Source organism: Pseudomonas sp. GW101-3H06, assembly GCF_059424605.1.
The window spans coordinates 2,694,866-2,714,454 of the sequence record NZ_JBWKZO010000001.1 but is presented as its reverse complement, the minus strand read 5'-3'; the positions used below and the strand labels follow the sequence as shown (position 1 = coordinate 2,714,454).

At 60.9% G+C, this 19,589-nt stretch carries 20 protein-coding genes; 7 read left to right on the top strand and 13 right to left on the bottom strand.

Annotation, left to right across the window (positions count from 1 at the left end; all coding sequences use genetic code 11):
• Positions 1-26: 26 nt before the first annotated feature.
• Positions 27-908 (top strand): alpha/beta fold hydrolase, encoded by an 882-nt coding sequence (locus AC07ZE_RS12490; protein ID WP_207264968.1) that lies wholly within the window; start codon positions 27-29, stop codon positions 906-908.
• 23 nt (positions 909-931) lie between these two features.
• Here AC07ZE_RS12490 and AC07ZE_RS12485 read toward each other — a convergent pair whose 3' ends face one another.
• The 3 genes from AC07ZE_RS12485 to AC07ZE_RS12475 all read right to left on the bottom strand — a co-directional run bounded on the left by AC07ZE_RS12485 (position 932) and on the right by AC07ZE_RS12475 (position 4,031).
• A complete protein-coding gene (locus AC07ZE_RS12485) occupies positions 932-1,981 on the bottom strand; it encodes an NAD(P)H-dependent flavin oxidoreductase (RefSeq protein ID WP_207264966.1) in 1,050 nt (349 codons plus the stop codon).
• Between the two features lie 30 nt (positions 1,982-2,011).
• Complete coding sequence (locus AC07ZE_RS12480) at positions 2,012-2,401, bottom strand: tautomerase family protein (RefSeq protein WP_207264964.1); 390 nt, start codon at positions 2,399-2,401, stop codon at positions 2,012-2,014.
• Positions 2,402-2,513: 112 nt separating this feature from the next.
• Complete coding sequence (locus AC07ZE_RS12475) at positions 2,514-4,031, bottom strand: CoA-acylating methylmalonate-semialdehyde dehydrogenase (RefSeq protein ID WP_207264962.1); 1,518 nt, start codon at positions 4,029-4,031, stop codon at positions 2,514-2,516.
• Positions 4,032-4,328: 297 nt separating this feature from the next.
• Here AC07ZE_RS12475 and AC07ZE_RS12470 point away from each other — a divergent pair, with 297 nt between their 5' ends.
• A complete protein-coding gene (locus tag AC07ZE_RS12470; protein ID WP_137806444.1) occupies positions 4,329-4,985 on the top strand; it encodes a tetratricopeptide repeat protein in 657 nt (218 codons plus the stop codon).
• Between the two features lie 7 nt (positions 4,986-4,992).
• Here AC07ZE_RS12470 and AC07ZE_RS12465 read toward each other — a convergent pair whose 3' ends face one another.
• Complete coding sequence (locus AC07ZE_RS12465) at positions 4,993-5,670, bottom strand: MOSC domain-containing protein (RefSeq protein WP_207264960.1); 678 nt, start codon at positions 5,668-5,670, stop codon at positions 4,993-4,995.
• 114 nt (positions 5,671-5,784) lie between these two features.
• Between AC07ZE_RS12465 and AC07ZE_RS12460 the strand changes: the two genes are divergently transcribed.
• A complete protein-coding gene (locus AC07ZE_RS12460; RefSeq protein WP_207264959.1) occupies positions 5,785-6,672 on the top strand; it encodes a LysR family transcriptional regulator in 888 nt (295 codons plus the stop codon).
• A gap of 49 nt (positions 6,673-6,721) precedes the next feature.
• Here the strand turns inward: AC07ZE_RS12460 and AC07ZE_RS12455 are convergent, their stop codons facing one another.
• The 4 genes from AC07ZE_RS12455 to AC07ZE_RS12440 are packed head-to-tail and all read right to left on the bottom strand — an operon-like array spanning position 6,722 to position 10,333.
• Entirely contained in the window at positions 6,722-7,735 is a 1,014-nt protein-coding gene (locus AC07ZE_RS12455; protein WP_207264957.1) for an NAD(P)H-dependent flavin oxidoreductase, read from the bottom strand.
• A 3-nt stretch (positions 7,736-7,738) separates the two neighbouring features.
• On the bottom strand, positions 7,739-8,293 hold the full coding sequence (locus tag AC07ZE_RS12450) for a cytochrome b (RefSeq protein WP_207264955.1): 555 nt from the start codon (positions 8,291-8,293) through the stop codon (positions 7,739-7,741).
• A 55-nt stretch (positions 8,294-8,348) separates the two neighbouring features.
• Positions 8,349-10,022, bottom strand: coding sequence for a cation acetate symporter (locus AC07ZE_RS12445; protein ID WP_207264953.1), 1,674 nt, complete (start codon positions 10,020-10,022; stop codon positions 8,349-8,351).
• On the bottom strand, positions 10,019-10,333 hold the full coding sequence (locus AC07ZE_RS12440; RefSeq protein WP_207264951.1) for a DUF485 domain-containing protein: 315 nt from the start codon (positions 10,331-10,333) through the stop codon (positions 10,019-10,021). The genes AC07ZE_RS12445 and AC07ZE_RS12440 overlap by 4 nt, the downstream gene beginning before the upstream one ends.
• Positions 10,334-10,583: 250 nt before the next feature.
• On the opposite strand from AC07ZE_RS12440, the gene AC07ZE_RS12435 reads away from it, so the two are divergent.
• Entirely contained in the window at positions 10,584-11,483 is a 900-nt protein-coding gene (locus AC07ZE_RS12435; RefSeq protein ID WP_207264949.1) for a LysR family transcriptional regulator, read from the top strand.
• Here AC07ZE_RS12435 and AC07ZE_RS12430 read toward each other — a convergent pair.
• Both AC07ZE_RS12430 and AC07ZE_RS12425 read right to left on the bottom strand, forming a co-directional pair.
• Positions 11,467-12,702, bottom strand: coding sequence for an MFS transporter (locus tag AC07ZE_RS12430; protein ID WP_207264947.1), 1,236 nt, complete (start codon positions 12,700-12,702; stop codon positions 11,467-11,469). The genes AC07ZE_RS12435 and AC07ZE_RS12430 overlap by 17 nt on opposite strands.
• A complete protein-coding gene (locus AC07ZE_RS12425) occupies positions 12,699-13,922 on the bottom strand; it encodes a YbfB/YjiJ family MFS transporter (protein ID WP_207267805.1) in 1,224 nt (407 codons plus the stop codon). The genes AC07ZE_RS12430 and AC07ZE_RS12425 overlap by 4 nt, the downstream gene beginning before the upstream one ends.
• A 350-nt stretch (positions 13,923-14,272) precedes the next feature.
• Here AC07ZE_RS12425 and AC07ZE_RS12420 point away from each other — a divergent pair, with 350 nt between their 5' ends.
• On the top strand, positions 14,273-15,301 hold the full coding sequence (locus AC07ZE_RS12420; protein WP_207264945.1) for a D-cysteine desulfhydrase family protein: 1,029 nt from the start codon (positions 14,273-14,275) through the stop codon (positions 15,299-15,301).
• A gap of 69 nt (positions 15,302-15,370) precedes the next feature.
• On the opposite strand, the gene AC07ZE_RS12415 is transcribed toward AC07ZE_RS12420, so the two are convergent.
• Both AC07ZE_RS12415 and AC07ZE_RS12410 read right to left on the bottom strand, forming a co-directional pair.
• Positions 15,371-15,892, bottom strand: a complete 522-nt coding sequence (locus tag AC07ZE_RS12415) for an HvfA family oxazolone/thioamide-modified RiPP metallophore (RefSeq protein WP_207264943.1) — start codon at positions 15,890-15,892, stop codon at positions 15,371-15,373.
• Between the two features lie 280 nt (positions 15,893-16,172).
• Positions 16,173-17,264 (bottom strand): DUF3616 domain-containing protein, encoded by a 1,092-nt coding sequence (locus AC07ZE_RS12410; protein WP_207264941.1) that lies wholly within the window; start codon positions 17,262-17,264, stop codon positions 16,173-16,175.
• A 268-nt stretch (positions 17,265-17,532) separates the two neighbouring features.
• Here AC07ZE_RS12410 and AC07ZE_RS12405 point away from each other — a divergent pair, with 268 nt between their 5' ends.
• Positions 17,533-18,018, top strand: a complete 486-nt coding sequence (locus AC07ZE_RS12405; RefSeq protein ID WP_207264939.1) for an adenosine-specific kinase — start codon at positions 17,533-17,535, stop codon at positions 18,016-18,018.
• 19 nt (positions 18,019-18,037) lie between these two features.
• On the opposite strand, the gene AC07ZE_RS12400 is transcribed toward AC07ZE_RS12405, so the two are convergent.
• Positions 18,038-18,733 (bottom strand): tRNA (adenine(22)-N(1))-methyltransferase, encoded by a 696-nt coding sequence (locus AC07ZE_RS12400; protein WP_310650366.1) that lies wholly within the window; start codon positions 18,731-18,733, stop codon positions 18,038-18,040.
• A gap of 263 nt (positions 18,734-18,996) precedes the next feature.
• On the opposite strand from AC07ZE_RS12400, the gene AC07ZE_RS12395 reads away from it, so the two are divergent.
• Positions 18,997-19,518: a cupin gene (locus tag AC07ZE_RS12395; protein WP_207264937.1), complete on the top strand. Its 522-nt coding sequence runs from the start codon at positions 18,997-18,999 to the stop codon at positions 19,516-19,518.
• The last annotated feature ends 71 nt before the right edge of the window (positions 19,519-19,589 follow it).

Below are 19,589 nucleotides of genomic sequence, written 5' to 3'. Positions count from 1 at the left end.
TTTAATCAGTTACAGGAGTATTGACCATGCCATCGCCCCAACAGACCCGCGTTGCCTACCAATTCGCCGAAGCCGACGGTGTCCGGGTTTTCTATCGCGAAGCCGGTGCGGTGGATGCGCCGGTGTTGCTGCTGTTGCACGGTTTCCCCAGTTCGTCCCATCAATTCCGCGACCTGATACCGTTGCTGGCAGACAAATACCGCCTGATTGCGCCGGACCTGCCGGGGTTCGGCTTCACCCAGGTTCCGGCCGAGCGCGACTACGTCTACACCTTCGACGCCCTCGGCAAGACCCTTTCGGCGTTCGTTGACGCGCTCGGCCTCAAACGTTACGCCCTGTACGTCTTCGATTACGGTGCGCCGACGGGTCTGCGACTGGCACTGGCTCACCCGGAGCGGGTCAGCGCGATCATTTCCCAGAACGGCAATGCTTACCTGGAGGGTCTGGGCGAGGCCTGGGCACCGATCCGTCAGTACTGGGCTGACCCTTCCCCGGAAAATCGCCAGGTGATCAAGGATGCCATCCTGCATCTGGAAGGCACCCGTTGGCAGTACGTGGAAGGCGTGAGCAACCCGGACGCCATCGCCCCCGAGGCGTATTACCTCGATGCCCTGCTGCTGGAGCGCCCTGGGAACAAGGACATTCAGCTCGATCTGTTCTATGACTATCAGCACAACCTGAAGCTGTATCCGGCGTTTCAGCAGTTCTTCCGTGATGCCCGGGTGCCGACGTTGGCCATCTGGGGCAAAGGCGATCCGTTCTTCATTCCACCGGGTGCCGAGGCTTTCAAGCGCGACAATCCGAATGCGGTTGTCGAGTTGCTGGACACCGGGCACTTTGCGCTGGAGACCCACGTCGAGCACATTGCCCGGCGGATCGTTGAGGTGGTGGGGACGGCGAATGATTGAGTCCAGTCCCCTGCGGGCAAGTGTCAGGCGTTCATTTCGGCGGCGAGCAAATTCACCAGTGCCGCCGCCGGCATTTCCCGCGCCAGTGGTGCGCCCTGCCCGGCCCATTGCACGGCGAAATCGCTGTTGGCCTTGGCCGCTGCAGCGGCGTTCAGCGCTTTGTTGGCGTCGTAGGCGATCGGATAGTCGGGCAACGCCTGGGCATTGGCCTCAAGGCTGGTGAAGTTACGATTGACCATACCCCGGGCAGGACGACCGGAGATAACGCTGGTGACCCGGGTCCGATGCGCGCGCGGGCCTTTCAGGGCTTCGCGATAGGCGGTGCTGGCGGAGGATTCGGGGCACAAAATGAACGCCGTACCCAACTGCGCGGCGCTGGCGCCCAATTGCAGGACGGCCTTGATGCCGGCGCCATCCATGATGCCGCCCGCCGCGATCACCGGCAGCCGGCAGGCATCGGCCAGCACGCGCACCAGGGCGAAGGTACCCATTTCGCTGTCCTGTTGCGGATCGAACACCCCTCGGTGCCCTCCGGCTTCGTAACCTTGTGCCACCAGCGCATGCACACCGGCACGTTCTGCCTGCTGCGCTTCAGCCAGGCTGGTCACGGAACACAGCAGCACGATTCCGGCGTCCTTGAGCGCATCAATGGCCGATTGTGGCGGCAAGCCGAAATGGAAGCTGACGACGGCGGGTTGTTCTTCCAGCAGCATCTGCAGCATGCCGTCGTCTTCAACGAACGAGGTGTAGATCTCACGCAATGACGTTGGCGCAGCGGCGTCGAATTCTGCAAAAAATGGCGCGAGAAAACTCAGCCATTGGCGTTCGCGCACGCTGTCTTGAACCGCAGGCGCGTGGCAGAACAGGTTCACATTGAAGGGCTTGTCCGTCAGTGCAGCCGTTTCGCGCAGCATGGCCCGCGCCTGTTCGACGTTGCTCGCGCCGATGCCGATGGAACCGAGCCCGCCGGCGTTGGACACCGCTGCCGCGAGTTTGGGAGTAGAGACACCCACCATCGGCGACTGGATGATCGGCCGTTCGATGTTCAGAAGGGACAACAGAGGGTTGGACATGTCAGCACCTGAATGTGATGAGTAAAAAAACTAAAGCTCCCCGGTCAGAAACTGCGCCCGACCACGACCGAACGACCAGTCGGCATCCATGTTTTCGACCAGCGAAACGATCAGATCATCCGGGGACAAATCGCAGTCGGTTTGCAGCCGCTCGGCCAACAAGCGGTAGAACGCAATTTTCTGTGCCTGTGAACGCGGCCGGGAAATCACCGTCAGCAACACCACGTTGCCCGAACGGGTGTACCCCAGCCCCGTGTCATGCAATATCAACTCCCCCGGCCGGTGCTGGGTGACGCTTTGGTAACGATCACTGGCGGGCACGTCGAAAGCCTCGACCATGGCCTGATGCGTCCCCTCCAGCAGGGCCTTGAGTTGTTCGTCGCTGCGACCCTGGATGATGTCGAACTTGAGCAATGGCATGACGATTCACCTCTATAAAAAACCGGGAGCGAGGAGCTCGCCCCCCCGGGAAATACGGAATGCGTGCCAGCCCGCGCCAACACGTCCTCCCCACCCGAAAAACGACAAATGCTTATTTGGCGGTCGGCATGGCGAACTCGGCGCCCTTGGCAATGCTGTTCGGCCAGCGCTGCATGATCGACTTCTGCCGGGTGTAGAAACGCACGCCCTCTTCGCCATACGCATGCATGTCACCGAACAGCGAACGCTTCCAGCCACCGAAACCGTGCCACGCCATCGGCACCGGAATCGGCACGTTGATGCCGACCATGCCCACCTGGATGCGGCTGGCGAATTCCCGGGCGATGTGGCCATCGCGGGTGTAACACGCGGTGCCGTTGCCGAACTCATGGGCGTTGACCAGATCGACCGCCTCGGCAAAATCCTTGACCCGCATGCACGCCAGCACCGGACCGAAGATTTCCTCCTTATAGATCTTCATTTCGGGGGTGACGTGATCGAACACCGTGCCACCGAGCCAGAAGCCCTCGGCGCAACCCGCGCCTGCCTGCGAACCGTCAAAGCCACGGCCATCGACCAGCAACTCGGCGCCTTCGGCGATGCCTTGTTCGATGTAACCGGTGATGCGCTGGTGGGCCACTTGCGAAACGATCGGGCCCATTTCGGCGGCCAGGTTCATGCCCTCCAGGATCTTCAGTGTGCGGGTACGCTCCACCAGTTTCGGCATCACCTTGTCGGCGACATCACCGACGAACACCGCCACCGAAATCGCCATGCAACGCTCGCCAGCGGAACCGAAAGCCGCGCCGATCAACGCGTCGACCACCTGATCGATATCGGCATCGGGCATCACCACCATGTGGTTCTTCGCCCCGCCCAGTGCCTGCACGCGTTTGCCGTGCCGGGCACCGGTCTCGTAGATGTAGTTAGCGATCGGCGTCGAACCGACAAAGCTCACGGCCTGGATTTGCGGGTGATCAAGCAGCGCATCCACCGCTTCCTTATCGCCCTGCACGACGTTGAATACGCCGTCGGGCAACCCGGCTTGCTTGAACAAATCGGCGATCAGCAGCGAGGGCGACGGATCGATCGGGCTCGGCTTGAGGACGAAGGTATTACCGCAGGCGATGGCCACCGGGAACATCCACATCGGCACCATCACCGGGAAGTTGAACGGCGTGATGCCAGCCACCACACCCAGGGCCTGGCGCAGGGTCCAGTTGTCGATATTGGTCGAGACTTGCTCGGTGTAGTCGCCCTTGAGCAGTTGCGGAATGCCGCAGGCGAACTCGACCACTTCGATACCGCGGGTCACTTCGCCCTGGGCATCGGTGAACACCTTACCGTGTTCGCGGGTGATCATCTGCGCCAGGGTGTCGCGGTGCTCGTTGAGCAGCGCCAGGAACTTGAACAGGATGCGCGCGCGGCGCAGTGGCGGCGTCGCCGACCAGGCCGGGAACGCGGCCGCGGCCGACTGCACCGCTGCGTTGACTTCAGAGACATTGGCCAACGCCACCTTGCCGGTGATCGCACCGGTGGCCGGGTTGGTGACGTTCTGCGCGCGACCGGAATTGCCCGGTGTCGCGCGGCCGTGAATGTAGTGTGCGATGTCTGCTGGCTGGTTGCTCATGGCGGGTGTCCCCTGGTGGTGGATAAGAGCCATCTCTTTTTGTTGTCGGGAGAGTGCCAGGCGGATGTGGGTGCGCCTGGCAGAGTCAAGGTAGGTCGGTCGCTTATTCATGTAAAATGATGATTAATGATCTTATGGATCACAAATCATGAATTAGCGATTGCGATGCCTGTTACCGCTCGCCTGGGAACTTCAAGGAGCAGAGCAGGTCGATAGGAGCGCCTTCATCCGTGAGCGCTGGGCAATGGAAGCCTGTGCAGTGACAGTGCCATCCTGAACCAGCCGAGTCCGTCCCTGATGCCAACCAAGAGTGTTCTGCCCGGTCTCCTCCTGGCGTTGTACGCTGCCATGTCGCCTGGCTCGTTCGCAGCCGAGCGAAAAGCCACCACCCAAAGCAACAACGCATCAACCACCCTGATTGAATCCGCCTCGCAGCAGTATGCCGATGGTCACCTGGACCAGGCCGCTGCCACGCTTGAGCGTGCGCTGCACATCCAGCCGAACAATCCCGCGACCCTGCATTACCTCGGTGTGTTGCGTCTTCAGCAGGGACAGTACCAGCAGGCTGAAGCGCTGGCGGCACGCTCCAACATACGGGTTGGCAACAACATCGCGTTGCGCAATCGCAACCTCCAATTGATCCAGGCCGCGCAGACGGCCCAAGGGTCAAACAGCCCACCCATTGCCGACGAGCGCCTTGTTGCAGTACAGGAAGGGTTGGAAGAGGAGGTTAAAAGACGCCGTGAAGCAGAAGTAGCCCAAGAGCGTTTGCAAATGGCGTCCGTTAACCCGGAGCCCGCGCATGAGGTTGAGATTCCCCGCGGCCATTGGCCGCCTCCAGGTAAATGTCGAATCTGGTTCCCTGATCGCCCGCCCGGGCATCAACCCGCCCCCCGCAAATGCAAGAAGCTGCGGGATCGGGTTCCGTTCGGCGCCTACTTGATACAAGGTTGAAGCGCAATCAGGAAACGTCTGTAGCGCGCTTTTGAAGATACTTCGCCCGCTCGGACAGGCGTCGCTTCCAGTCCTCCGCCAAGCCAGGGATTGCCGCCAGCGCCCGCAGGTCGTCGATCAGCGGCCGGTGCGACAACTGCACCTGCCAGAACTGGTCGATGGAAAACCGTTCGGTGTGCCGCTCCAGCAGTTCAATCCGGTCTCCCGCTTGCAGGAATCCCGGCTGAACAACGCGGTAATACCAACCGGTGATGCGCTCCCTGGCGACGAACATCGACATGTGCTCGGCATCAAATCGGTGGTTGATCTTCCAGCACGGGCTGCGCGGCTGGGACACCTGCAACACCGTGCTGCCGACCTGGAACACATCGCCGATATGCACGTTGCATTCAGAAAAACCAACCGCCGAAATGTTCTCGCCCAGGCTACCCGCCACCAGTTGCGGGGCACTGTCGGCAAAGGCCTGTGCCAGGCGCGCATAGTTCTGCGCCGCGTACTGATGCACCGCCTTTTCCGGACCGCCGTGCACCCGCGTGTCGCCGTGCTGGTCACCGACAATCCCGTGCAGTGCCACGCGGACGGGGCCTTCGTGGCGCTGCTTGAAGATGCCCGTGCGTTGCCCCTCGGGCTGCAACACCCCCAGGCCGCCGGCGAAGACGTGGTCGATTTTCGTAGTCAGTGTCATCAGTCGAACGGCGCTCATTATTCGGTTTGGGCCACTTTACTAACCCCTGTCGACAGCCGTAAAGTGATCGTTAAATATATCCATAATCACTTTTAGAGATGGATGGTGACGATCATGGAAATGCGCCAACTGAAGATTTTCTGCGCCGTGGCCGAGCTGGGCAGCTTCACCGCCGCGGCGTTGCAGGTAAACACGGTGCAGTCCAACGTGACCATGCGCGTGAAAGAGCTGGAAGCCGAACTCAATCGCGAGCTGTTCATCCGCAAAAAGTCCGGGGTCGTGCTGACATCGGCGGGCGAGACTTTCCTCGGTTATGCGCGGCGCATCCTGCAGCTGACCGACGAGAGCCGCAGCGCCTTGATGGACACCGGCAGCCCGACGGGTCTGCTGCGGCTGGGCTCGATGGAAACCACCGCCGCCATCCGCTTGCCGCAAGTGCTGACCAAGTACCGCGAGCAATATCCCGAGGTGCAGTTGTCGTTGCTGACCGGCACCACGATCGAGTTGATCAAGGCGATTGAGGCCCACCGACTGGACGGCGCGTTCGTGGGTGGCTTCCACCAGAATTCGGCACTGGCCCAGGAAGAAGTGTTTTGCGAAGAACTGGTGCTGGTGAGCAGTAACCAGTTCGAATCGCTGCCGGCGCTGATGGACAAGATGCCTCAGCAAACGGTGTTGGTGTTCCGCACAGGCTGCTTCTATCGCTCGACCCTGGAGAACTGGTTCTACCAGGTCGGGCTGGTGCCTAATCAGATCATGGAACTGGGTACCCTCGACGGCATCCTGTCGTGCGTCGCGGCGGGCATGGGCGTGACCCTGTTACCCAAGGCCATCGCGGAAAACTGCAGCGTGCGCCATGCCATTCGCTGGCACACACTGCCGCCGGAATTCGCCAACGTCTCGACCGTGTTCATCCGTCGCAACGACTCGATGATCACCTCTGCCATGAGTGCGTTCATTGGATTGGCGCAGCAGCAGATTGCGCGGCCGGCGGTGGCTTGAACTACACCGGCAACCCCTGTGGGCGCGAGCCTGCTCGCGCCCACAGGAATTACTGCCAGCCGAGTGTCCTTCTCTGCTCATTGAGGAACCGGCCTGTCGCGACGTAGTCAGTGACGCTAATAAGCCGGTCCGGTTCGGTCTTAAGGCCACGCGCCAGCTCCGCCACCCGCTCGGCCGCCGGCACGATGCTGTGGATCTTGCCCACCCCCTGCCCTGCATACAGCGACAACTTTTCAGCCATCCGCGGCTTGTCGATCGCCCGCGCACCGCCGCCGATCAAGCGCAACAGGTTCCACTTGTCCCGGTTGGGGATCACCCGATGCGGTGTGCCGTAGGTCCAGCCGAACGAATAGCCGGTGCGGTACTCGGTGTCATCGGTGGTCGCTTCGACGATCTTCTGCTTGTACAGCGGATGGGCGTTCGACTCATCGGTGGCAATGAACGCCGTGCCCACCACCACCCCGGATGCACCCAGCGACATCAAAGCCCGCACATCGTCACCGTGGGTGATGCCCCCGGCCGCCAACACCGGCCGGCCCTCACAAACGCTGAGGATCGAGGTCAGTAAAGGCATGATGCCGATGGTGCCGCGATTGAGGTGACCACCGCTTTCACTGCCCTGGGCGATGATGATGTCCGCGCCCTGCTCGATGGCGATGTGCGCCAACTCCACTGACCCCGCCTGCACCATCACCACCAGCCCGGCATCTTTCGCCCGGGGGATCATGTCGGCGGAATATTTCTCGGCATAAAACAACGACAGCAGTTTGGGCTTTTCCTTGAGGATCACCTGAAACTGCGCCTCGAACACATCCGGGCCACCGAACTGCGGCACCAGGTTCACCCCAAAAGGCTGGTCAGTCAGCGCGCGGGTTTCCTGGATCCAGCGACGCAGCGCCAAGGGTGGCAGGCGCAGGCCGCCGATGACGCCCATGCCCCCCGCATTGGCCACGGCCCCGACCAGTGACGGCCCGGAAATGGCCGCCATGCCGCCGAGAAAAATCGGATACTTCACACCGCAGAGCCGGGTAATGGCGTTACCGGCAAAATCGAATTCGTTCATGACTCACAGCTCCACATGTTTGCCAAGCATCCGCTTGAGCGTGTTGTTCTTCAGGAGAAAGTGATTCTTGACCGCGCCGAAGATGTGCAGCGCCAGCCCGGCGAGAAATGCCGAGGCACCGATGTTGAACAGCACATCGACCACATGCTTCAACGCATCATTGATGGGCAGGAAGGTCGGAATCCACAAGCCGCCGGGCAGTTCCAGCACCTCCCCCGCCGCCGAGCGCGAGGCCCATACCGCGATGGGCAGCAGCACCATCGCCAGGGCCAGCGACACCGCCACCGAACGGCTGATGATCACTTCGATGGGGTTAGGTGTGCCCACCGGCAGCGGATGGTAGGAGGTGATCCGCGCCCAGAACCGATAGGTCGAGACGACGAACAGCATCAGCCCCAGCAGGTTTTGCACCCTGCCGAATTCCTGTTGCAGTGCCGCGCTGGACGCGTAGTCGATCAGCACTTGCAGGGCGAAAATCCCCAGCAGCGAGAACGCCACGACCCAGTGCAGTGCGACGGTAACAGGTGAAAATCTCAGGCCATTGTCTCTTAGTTGCATGGCTGACTCCTTTTGCAGAGTGACGCAAATCAGGAAATGGAAGGACGCGAAGGTCTCAGTGATTGACGGCCTGCGCTGCCCCGAGCCCGGTCTGGGCACGGATCAACTGGTCGTCGAATCGCTCGCGCTCAAGCCCTGCCCCATGGCTGCGATCAGTGACAGAGCCCAGCCAGGTGAAGAAGAACGCCACGTTCATCGAGATGATCGCCGGGTAGTCATAGGGGAAGATCGCCTCGGCATTGCCCAGCACCTTGACCCAAACCGCCGGTGAGAGAATGACCAGGCCGACCGCGCTGATCAGGCCGGTGACACCTCCCATCAACGCGCCACGGGTGGTCAGCCCCTTCCAGTACATCGAGAGCACGAGGATCGGGAAATTGACCGAAGCGGCGACACCAAAAGTGAGCGCCACCAGAAAGGCGATGTTCTGATCCTTGAACAGAATGCCCAGCACCACCGCGACGATGCCGATGCCCACCGACGCCATGCGCGATACACGACGCTCATCTTTGGCATTGGCCTTGCCCTTCTTGACCACCATCACATACAGGTCATGGGAGATCGCCGAGGTGCCGGCCATGGTCAGCCCGGACACCACCGCCAGAATCGTCGCGAACGCCACGGCGGAGATGAAGCCGAGCAACAGATCGCCGCCGACGGCTTTGGCCAGGTGCATCACCGGCATATTGCCGCCGCCGATCAGCTTGCCGGCCAGATTGCCGGACTCGTAGAAGGCCGGGTCTTGCCCGACGATGACGATGGCGGCCAGGCCCAGCACGGCGACGATCAGGTAGAAGAAACCGATGAAGCCCGTGGCGATGAACACCGATTTGCGCGCCTGCTTGGCGTCCGGCACGGTGAAGAAACGCATGAGGATGTGCGGCAATCCCGCCGTGCCGAACACCAGGCCCAGTGACAACGAGATCAGCGACAGCGGGTCGGCCACCAGTTTGCTCGGCAGCAGAATCCGCTCGCCGTCGTGGTGCGCGGCCACCGCCTGCTCGAACAGCAGATCAAAGGAAAAGCCGAACTTGCTCAGCGCCAGAAACGCCAGCAAAGTCCCGCCCAACAGCAGCAACCCGGCCTTGATGATCTGCACCCAGGTGGTGGCGACCATGCCGCCAAAGGTCACGTAGACCGCCATCAACAGCCCCACGGCGATCACCGCGTAGTTGTATGGCAAGCCGAACAACAGCTGGATCAACTGCCCGGCGCCGACCATCTGCACCACCAGATAAAAACACACCACCGTCAGCGAGCCGAAGGCAGTCATGGTGCGGATGCGGTTTTGATCGAGGCGGAAAGACGCAATGTCCGAAATGGTGATGCGCCCCAGGTTGCGGATGCGCTCGGCGAACAGAAACAACAGCAACGGCCAGGCGACGAAGAAGCTGATCGAGTACAGCACGCCATCGAAACCGTTGAAGAAGATCATGCTGGTGACCCCCAGCAACGCCGCCGCCGACATGTAGTCACCGGCCAGTGCCAGTCCGTTCTGGAAGCCGGTGATACCGCCGCCGGCATTGTAGAAATCGTCCATGGATTTGGTCTTGGAGGCGGCCCAGTACGTGATGCCCAGGGTCGTCACGACAAAGACCAGGAACATGCTGATCGCGGTGATGTTGATCGGTTGTTTTTCGACGTTCTGCAACACATCGCCGGCCATGGCGCGCGCCGCGAATGTGCTCAGCAGGACAGGAAGAATGAGGTTTTGCAGAATGCGTTTCATACGATGGCCCCCGCACGGATTTGCGCGATCAGGGCATCGAACTCGCCGTTGGCACGCAGGATGTAGAGCCCGGTGAACAACCAGGCGCCGACGATAAACACCAGGCCCAGCGGCCAGCCGATGTTGATGATGCTGGTGGCGCAAAGCTTCGTCGCTAGCAGATGAGGGGCGAAAGCGGCGACGAGGATGAACGTGAAGTACGGGACAAGGGTGGCGGCGGTAAGGCCGGCGACGAATCGTCGCTGCCGCGAGACCAGTTCCTTGTAACGGGGATGATTGCGAATTCTGGCTGATTCGGTTGCATGGTTCACGTTGACTCCGTGTTGCAGTGGTTACGTTATTGTTGTTCCACAGCCTCAGACTCGAAGACTCGATCCGCCACTGGCTGCGGTATCTGTTGCCCCTTCAACCTATGCCCGGCACATGATCATGTAAAATGATCATTTGTGATTCAATTGATCGTTTTTGGTGAACCTGACATCCATCAAATTCCCCTTTCAGTAATCTTGAATAAGCCGTAAATTCATCATCAGTTATTACTTTATGAGATAGGTGAGTTCGATGGATGTAGCGGATCTCAAGGTGGTGGATGCGGTCGCGCGCCACGGCAGCATGAACAAGGCCGCCAGCGAGCTGAACACCGTGCAGTCGAACGTTTCGGCGCGGATTCGCTCGCTGGAAGACGAACTCGGCGTGGCGCTGTTTCAACGCAGCGCCAAAGGTGTGCAGGTGACGCCCGCGGGTCGGCGCATCCTGCCTTTCGCCGCGCGGCTTTCGAAGTTGCTGCTCGATGCTTCGAGTGCCGCCCGGGATGACGGCCATCCCAAAGGCGTCCTGGAAATCGGCACGCTGGAAACCACCCTGGCCCTGCGCCTGCCTCACCTGATCGCACAGTTTGCCAAGGCTTACCCTGAGGTTCGCCCGGTGGTACGTACCGGCACTACCTGCAGCCTGATTCAGGGCGTCATCGACTGTAAGCTCGAAGGCGCGTTCGTCGCAGGACCGGTCAACCACCCGGAACTGCACAGCGAAGAAGCCTTTCGCGAAGAGCTGGTGCTGGTGACCTCACCTGCCCTGCACAGCCTGGACGATGTCGCCGACGTCGAGAACCTCAAGACCGTGGTGTTTCGCATCGGCTGTTCCTATCGCCAGCGTCTGGATACGCTGCTGACCAGCCTCGGTGTGCTGGCGCCCGAACCGCTGGAATTCGGCTCGATCGAAGCCATCATTGCCTGTGCTTCGGCGGGGGTCGGGGTCACGCTGTTGCCCCGGGGGGTCGTGGCCAATGCCGCCCGCGAGGGATTGGTGGCGGTGCATGATCTGCCGCCGGAGCTGGCAGAAGTGGAGACCGTGTTCGTGCGGCGCATCGACGGTTACTTCTCCAGCGCGCTGGCCAGTTTTCTGCACAGCGTGCGCATGGATGCCGTCCCTGCCCTGCCCCCCGCTACCGTGGCACTGTAGCGGCCGTCACCGCGTAAAGCCGACGCTTTACCCAGCCGTTGATACCGGCGCACAGCACCAGCAGCGCGCCGGTCACCAGGAACACGTGGTGCAAACCGAAATGCGCGCCAATCTGCCCACCGATCAGCGGCCCGATCACCTGCCCGGAAAACTGCGCCGATTGCAGATAGCCGAGAATTTTTCCGGTGCTGTGCTCTTCGACCGACTGGCGGATCAGCTTGGCAATCGCCGGCAGCAGCCCGGCGATGGTCATGCCCATCAGGCCGCGCAACACTGCCAGTTGCCACCACTGCGTGACGAAGGCCTGGGGCACCATGACGATGCCGGTCATCACCAGGCAACCGATGATCACGTTCCAGGCGCCGACGCGGTCGGCCAGCGCCCCCAGCCTGGCGGCGGTCAAAATACTGCCCAGCGCCGAACAGGCCATGACCACGCCGGCGATTCGCGCCTGATCGTCTAAAGCGACGCCTAAGTGACCGATGTAGACGGTGATGATCGGCTCGATCGACATGTTGGCCAGCAGCACCATCATCGCTGTCATCAGCAGCGCGGCGATGATCGGCCAGCGGGAACCGGCGCCCTCGCCCGGATTTTTCTTGTCGCGCCGCGCGCCATCCGTGCCTCGCTGGAAATCCTCGCGGATCAGCACGATGGTGGTGATCGCCGCCACCGCGATCATTGCGCCGCCGACAAAAAAGGTGCCGCGAATACCCACCAGTTGCGGCAAAAATCCACCGACCAGCGGCCCGATCAGATTACCGGACAAGGCCCCGGTCGACAGCACGCCCAGCGCCCAACCCGCTTTCTCTCGCGGGACCTGGGAGCCGATCATCACAATGGACGCAGACGCGTAGCCACCGATCAGCCCGGCGACCAGGCGCAGCACCACCAAATCGGTGACATCCCGCGCCAGCCCGATCAGCGACATCACAACCGCCATGCCGATAGCGGCGCGGACCAGCATCGGTTTGCGACCATACCGATCGGCCAGCCGCCCCCACAGCGGTGCGGTAATCGCCGTGCCGAAAAACGTCGCACCGAAGGCCACGGCCGACCACTGCACCACATCGGCCTGAGCGGTGACGCCCAGTTGTTGCACATACAGCGGCAGGAACGGCAACAGCATGCTCAGGCTCACCAGTGTGGTGAACGAACCGAACACACAAACGGCCAGGTTGCGACGCCAGTAAGTAAGGTTGCGATCGGCATAGTTCACGAGGACACGTGCTCCGCGGGCTGGGCACCGCGCAGCGCTGCCACTGCATCAATGACAAAGGCCATCAGCATGGCTGCGGTTCCAATCAGGAACAGCAGGCTGTAATTGCCACCGCTGTACGAAAACAAGAACGACAGGCCATAGGCGGCGACCGCCTGGAACAAGGCGAATCCCACCGTGGCGGTCTGCCAGGCCGAGCTCTGTTGCGCCGGATGCCGGGGCAGAATTTCCTGTATCCGCCCCAGTACCAGCGGCACGGTGCCGGTGACAAAGGCGCCGACGATCACGCTGGACGCCATCAGCCACACGCTGCCGAGCCCGAAAGCCGGCACCGCGACACTGATGGCCTCGATGATGAACGACACCCGCAACGCACGACCGAAGCCGACCCGGTCTGCCAACACGCCCGCCAGCAGCGGCCCGACGGTGGCGCCAATGCCGAACAGCACCCAATACTGCGCGCCGGTTTGCAGGCCCTGGCCCAGGCCCCGGGCGACGAAATCCACCAGGAAAATCATGTGCGGCACCCAGCCGGCGGCATTGAGTGCGTACTCGATATACAGTGCCTTGAGGGTGCCATTGGGAGGTGGGCGACGGTGATGGGCGATGCTGGACGCCTGGGTGTTTTCGCTCGGCCATCCGCGCCACGCAATCGCGGTCAGCAACAGCGCAATCACCCCCAGCCCCAGCCAGGTCTGCGCCAGCCCCTGTTGCAGCAGCAACGGCACCAGGGTGCCGGACGCCGCAATCCCTACCCCGACGCCCATGAAAATCACCCCGCCCGCCAGTCCTCGGCGAGACGCGGGTACATGGGCGAGCACCGTCGGCGCGGCCAATACCATCAGCGCCCCGCCGGCTACGCCCGAGAGCAATCGCCAGGCGAAGAACCAGGTGAAGGAGACGGGATAAGCGCAGGCGAAAAACGCGATGCTGGCCAGCAGCATCATGGCCCTGAGGGTGAACCGCGTTGAGGTTTTCCCCGCCAGCGAACGCCCGAACAGCGCCCCGGCCAGATACCCCGCCAGGTTGGCCGCGCTGAGGTAGGCTGCCCTGGAAGCGTCAAACCAATGAGCGCTGACAATCGCCGGTAACAGCGGTGTATACGCAAATCGCGCCAGGCCGATGCCTACAAGACTTGCGGAAAAACCGGCCACGGTGCCGCGCCATGGGTTGACGGGTTGTAGCGCGATGGCGGGGATTGTTGGCTTCACGCTGTTCATCATCTGCCCTTCATTCTTCAGTCGGGCCGACTCTACGCGCGAAGTCGATATCTCAAGAAACGAATTAAACAGGCAAGTGCTATCTGTAAAAAAGATACGCGTACCCCAATCCAATGTGGGAGCGAGCCTGCTCGCGAAGACGGCAGCCCAACCACAGAGACTGTGGAGGATGTACCGGCCTCTTCGCGAGCAGGCTCGCTCCCACAAAGGTATGGGTACAACCACGCCATCTGCGTCATTTGATTACACGGTGTATCAACAGAAATTCCGGGCGAGCGGTATATCTTCGCGCCACAGCTTTTTACAGTGATCGATCCACTCCGTTCCCTCACGCCCAAGAGTGATCCTTCATGCCCCACGACTTGACCCATCTTGATGCCGCACTGGCCGCCTACCCCCGGGCGACACTGCTCGAAGGCCCGACACCGATCCAGAAACTCTCCCGACTCAGTCGGCTGCCGGAAATGAACGGCTGCAACCTCTACGTCAAACGCGACGACTTGACCGGTCTCGGCGGCGGCGGCAACAAACTGCGCAAGCTGGAGTTCCTGCTGGGCGAAGCACTGGCCGAGGGCGCCGATACCCTGGTGACCTGGGGCGGTCTGCAATCCAACCACGCCCGCTTGACCGCCGCTGTCGCGGCTCGTCAGGGTGTGGCTTGCGAGCTGATCCTGACCCCATCCGCCGTGCGCGACGATGACGACTTTTGCTACAACGGCAACGTCATACTGGACGGGCTTTTCGGCGCGAAAATCCATCGCCTTGCCAAAGGCGTCGCACCTGACATCTTCGCCGCCGAGTTAGTGGAAAAGCTCAAGGCCCAAGGAAAAAAACCCTTCGTCATGCCATTGGGCGGCTCCAGCCCCCGGGGCAGTCTGGGTTATGCCGCCTGCGCCGGCGAAATCCTGCGTCAGGCCGATGATCTCGGCATTCAGTTCGACCAGATCATCGTTCCCAACGGTAGCGCCGGTACCCACTCAGGCCTGCTGGCCGGTGTCACGCTGGCCCAGGCCTCCACGAAAATCGTCGGCTATTCGGTGCTGGCCACCGAAGAACAAGCATCGGCGTTAACCCTGGAAAAAACCCGGCAGGTGTTGCAACTCCTCGCCCCCGCCACCTCGCTGGCCGACAGCGTCATCAACGTCGACGGCAGCCAACGCGGCGAAGCCTACGGCGCGCCCACCGACGCGATGCTTGAAGCGGTGCGCCTGCTGGCCTCCCATGAGGGCCTGCTCACCGACCCGGTCTACGGCGGCAAGGCGTTCGCCGGTTTGTTGGCCGCCGTGCGCCGGGGCGACTACCCGGCGGGCAGCCATGTGTTGTTTGTAATGACGGGTGGGTTGCCTGGGCTTTTTGCCTATCGCAGTGCTTTCCACTGACCGTTTTTTTTCAGGCATAAAAAACCTCCCCGGTTACAAACCTGGGGAGGTTGGGTTTACGCAATACAATCAGTTTTTGGCTTTGGCCATGTTGGTGAACAGCTCGGTCGGTACTTTCTTGCCGTTGGAGGTGAACTGGTTGGTGCGGAATTTGTAGACCTCGCCTTCGGAGAGGAAACCGTCTTTGTTGGTGTCCATCGCCTTGAACTCTTCACCGCCCTTCGGCGCCACGGCCAGCAGTTCTTTCAGGGAAACGCGGCCGTCGTGGTCAGTGTCGGTACGGGCGAAGGAAGCATCGCCGCATTTACCTTCACCACACTTGCCTTCACCGGCCTTGGTCACTTTGGCGCCGGCTTCATCGGCACCGCACTTGCCTTCGCCACACTTGCCTTCACCGGCCTTGGTCGCTTTGGCTTCATCGGCGCCGCACTTGCCTTCGCCACATTTGCCTTCGCTGGTCTTTTCCGCGGCAGCGAGTTGGTAGCCTTGTGGCAATGCGTCAGCGGCGAAGGCGGTCGAAGCGAGGTTCATGCTGCCGGCCAGTGCAACTGCGATCAGGCCAATGCGGGATTTATTCGACATACGGGACATGGTTGTTACTCCGGATACAGTGTGCGGCCAGGCCGCTAAGGGTCATGCCACAAGGGCAATAAGCCGTGGTGCGAGGGCGTTTGCTTTCTCGCTGAGGCAGGGCTATTTGACTGCACACGTGTATCCCGGATGTATCCGGATCGAGGGGCATTTGTAAGCCAGTCTCCGAACACGGGGTTGGGATACACAGCGATACATATGTCCTGCTTTTTAATCATGGCGAGCTGAATGCGAACGTTGCGCGGCTTGAAACGCAGTATCTATGTCGTCGAGGTAGGGGCTATTTCAGGATGAACAGATCCCCTTCCACGTCCGTATCGCCGTGTTTGCGACGCTGCGCCGCGGCGTCGTAGAGGATCAGCAGAACCTCCCCACGCTGTTTCCCCGACTCGAACAGACACATGCCCTCGGCATGATCGTTGCCTTGCCCAATAGGCACCTCCAGCACCGTTTCCAATTGATCGGCAAAGACCACGCTTTCCTCCTTTGGCGCGAAACCACCGTGCCAACGCAAGACTGTCACCGGACCGTCCAGCTCCATGGTGGGACCCGCCATGATCAACAGATCGTCGCCGCTCATGCATAGGTCACGCACCCCCAGGCCGTTTAGCGCAAAGAAGTGCTTACGGTAGCGGCGCCCACCTGGGCCGATCTTCTTGAGGACCAGCGTGTCAGTCGAGCCATCATCCAGTTCGGGCTCGATCTCCAACAGCACAGCCCAGCCGCGAAGGACCGGTCCTCGCAGCCCCAGCAAAAGGCGCGAGCCGATCACCACCAAACCTTCAATATCGAAACCGTTGTCTTTACCCGGGATACTCAGGAAATGGCGTAGCTGATCATCTTCAGCAATTTCCGCGGTCAGGTCGTTACCGACCTTATCGCCATGTAGCTGCGCCGCCGAACGCCCATCGGCGTCCACCGTCCTGGCGAGGGTATAACCATCGTTCTGCCGTACCACCGGGATGCGGGCCAGTAAAAAGCGGTTGCCGTCCGCCTCTACCGTCGATAGCCGCTGGATATTCTTCTGCGCCGGCCTGTCGGCCTCAGCCTTCTTTCGCTTCAGGCTATGGGAGCCCACCACCCAGAGGTAACCACTGTCGTCGTCATAGGCCAATCCCTCGATATCGACCTCGGCGTCTTGCTTCGGTATGGGCAGGTCGAGGTAATCCATGAGCGGGAAGGATTGGTGCTCATTGCACGTCACCCCTTCGCCGGGTGCAGCGTCCTGGATTTTCAGGCGTTCCAGGTTTGTGGTTTCGTCGTTGGCCACCCACAGTGTGTCGCCTATCTGCTGAGCGACCGAAAGGCCATCGCGCAACGGCCCGAACGCAGGATCAAATCTCAGCAACGCAGCATTGCTTCGCTCGCTCATGAACGCTCTCCTGTCATCATGGCGTAGTGCGCCGATTATTCAGAGCCGCATTTCCCGCAACTTATTCGTCCATTGCCTGCGATCGAGGCTAGTGGCTGGCCGACTATAATCAATGCCTTTGGCTAGTCTGTTTTCTCACAGTTGATAGAGCGCAGGGGTATAACCTGAGCGTGCCGGGTAGTTGCTGCGCTGTTGCGCGGGGCATGAGTAGCTATGCTTGATCTGTTGCCAGACGCTGGCAGCCACATCGTGAAAGGAGGTGTTTGAAATGCAACTCATCACGTTGAAAATCGACAAGCCGGAGCTGACGAACTTCATTTTGGGTCAGACGCATTTCATCAAATCCGTCGAAGACATCCACGAAGCGCTGGTCAATGCCGTGCCAGGTATCCAGTTTGGCGTGGCCTTTTGTGAAGCCTCCGGTAAATGCCTGGTGCGATGGTCCGGCACCGACACCTCAATGATCGAGCTGGCGCAGAAGAATGCGCAAGCCATCGCCGCCGGCCATAGTTTCATCATTTTCCTGGGCGACGGTTTTTATCCGCTGAACGTGCTGAACACCCTCAAAGCGGTTCCAGAGGTATGCCGTATTTTTTGTGCCACAGCCAATCCAACTGAAGTGATTCTGGCCGAGACGGAACAAGGGCGAGCCATCCTGGGCGTCGTGGATGGCTACTGTGCCAAAGACATTGAAGGCGACGAAGACATCCTGTGGCGCAAGAACCTGCTGCGCCAGATTGGCTACAAGTTGTGAATGGCAAAACGGACCGGGTTCACGCCAGCAGCTCGGTAATCCACCGGGCCTGGCGGGCAACGTCCTGTACCTTCTCTTCGGGAACGGCCTGCCGTGCCTTGGCGAAGCTGGTCAGGGTCTTCTGTTTCTGGCGCAGCCGGCGCTGCCACTTGAGCAGGAACGCCGGGCTGCGGACCTGCATCTGCAACGGGCCGAAGTACAACTCCTCGGCGGTGTAGATCACCGGCCCGTCGCGCTCGGCGACGATGATTTCGTAGTCGAAGCGGTCTTCGCGCAGCACGTCCTCGCAGAGGATTCGATAGTCATTCTCCATCAGCCATTGGCGCAGTGGCTGCTCGCCGCCGTTGGGCTGCAGAATCAGACGCTCGCGGCCACTCAGGCGTGCCTTGCCGCTGTCGAGGATGTCGCGGATCGTCTCCCCGCCCATGCCGCAGAGGCTGATCGCCGTGATCCCGTCTCCCGGCTCGATCGCTGCCAGGCCATTGGCCAGGCGCACAGTGATCCGCTGGTGCAGACCACTCTCGCGCATAGTGCGTTCAGCCGCGTGAAACGGGGTCAATGCCACCTCGCCAGCCACCGCCGCCTCAATGACGCCGCGGCGCATCAACGCCACCGGCAGGTAGCCGTGGTCCGAGCCGATATCGGCCAGGCGCGCACCTGATGGCACATGTGCCGCCACACGCTCCAGGCGCATGGACAATGTCTGTTGGTTCAACTGCAACCCCTTTTTCAGCACGAACGTTCCGGCACCTTTGGTCGGATAGGGGCGTGATTCTGTCGAGCATCGCCGTGCAATTCAAATTTATGCGACCAGAGCCACAGCGCTTCCCGAGCCTGCAGAGCATTTAGCCACTATTGGCCACCCAAAAAACTCGCGACATTCTCATGAACAACCGAAGAATATCGAATGTCCCACTCGTTAGTGGCGCTTTCAAAAAGCTGATGTCAAAGCTATGCCCAATAGGGGGAGGACTTCTGATGGTTAGGTCGCAGGCTGTGGATGCTCCCGTACAAACCTTGTTGCTCGACCGCAATGACTGGGTGCCCAACAACCCTCGCTTACCGGTGCTCATTTACATCAAGGCCATTGCCATTCAACCAAGTGACCCGGCGGCTTTGTTCGAAAATATCTTCAGCGCCAATGGCTGGCCGCCGCAATGGCGGTATGGCATTCACGACTACCACCACTATCACACCCAGGGCCATGAAGTATTGGGCATTGTCAGCGGCTTCGCGCGCCTGATGCTGGGGGGCCCGCAGGGTCGGGTGCTGGAAGTCAGCGCTGGCGATGTCCTGCTGTTACCTGTGGGCATCGCTCACTGCAATAACGAGTCCAGCGATGACTTTCTGGTGGTGGGTGCCTACCCACCGGGCCAGCACGCCGACATCTGTCGCGATGCGCCGACTCAGGAACAACTGGCGAGTATTCTCGAACTGCCGTTTCCCGAGCGGGATCCGGTTCAGGGTGTGCATGGGGCGGTCAGTCGGCATTGGCTTTGAATGTTGCGCGCGGGTGCGCTCTGTCCAGCCTCATCACCTTGCGTAAGCGGGCGGGTCTGGACAGAAGCGCA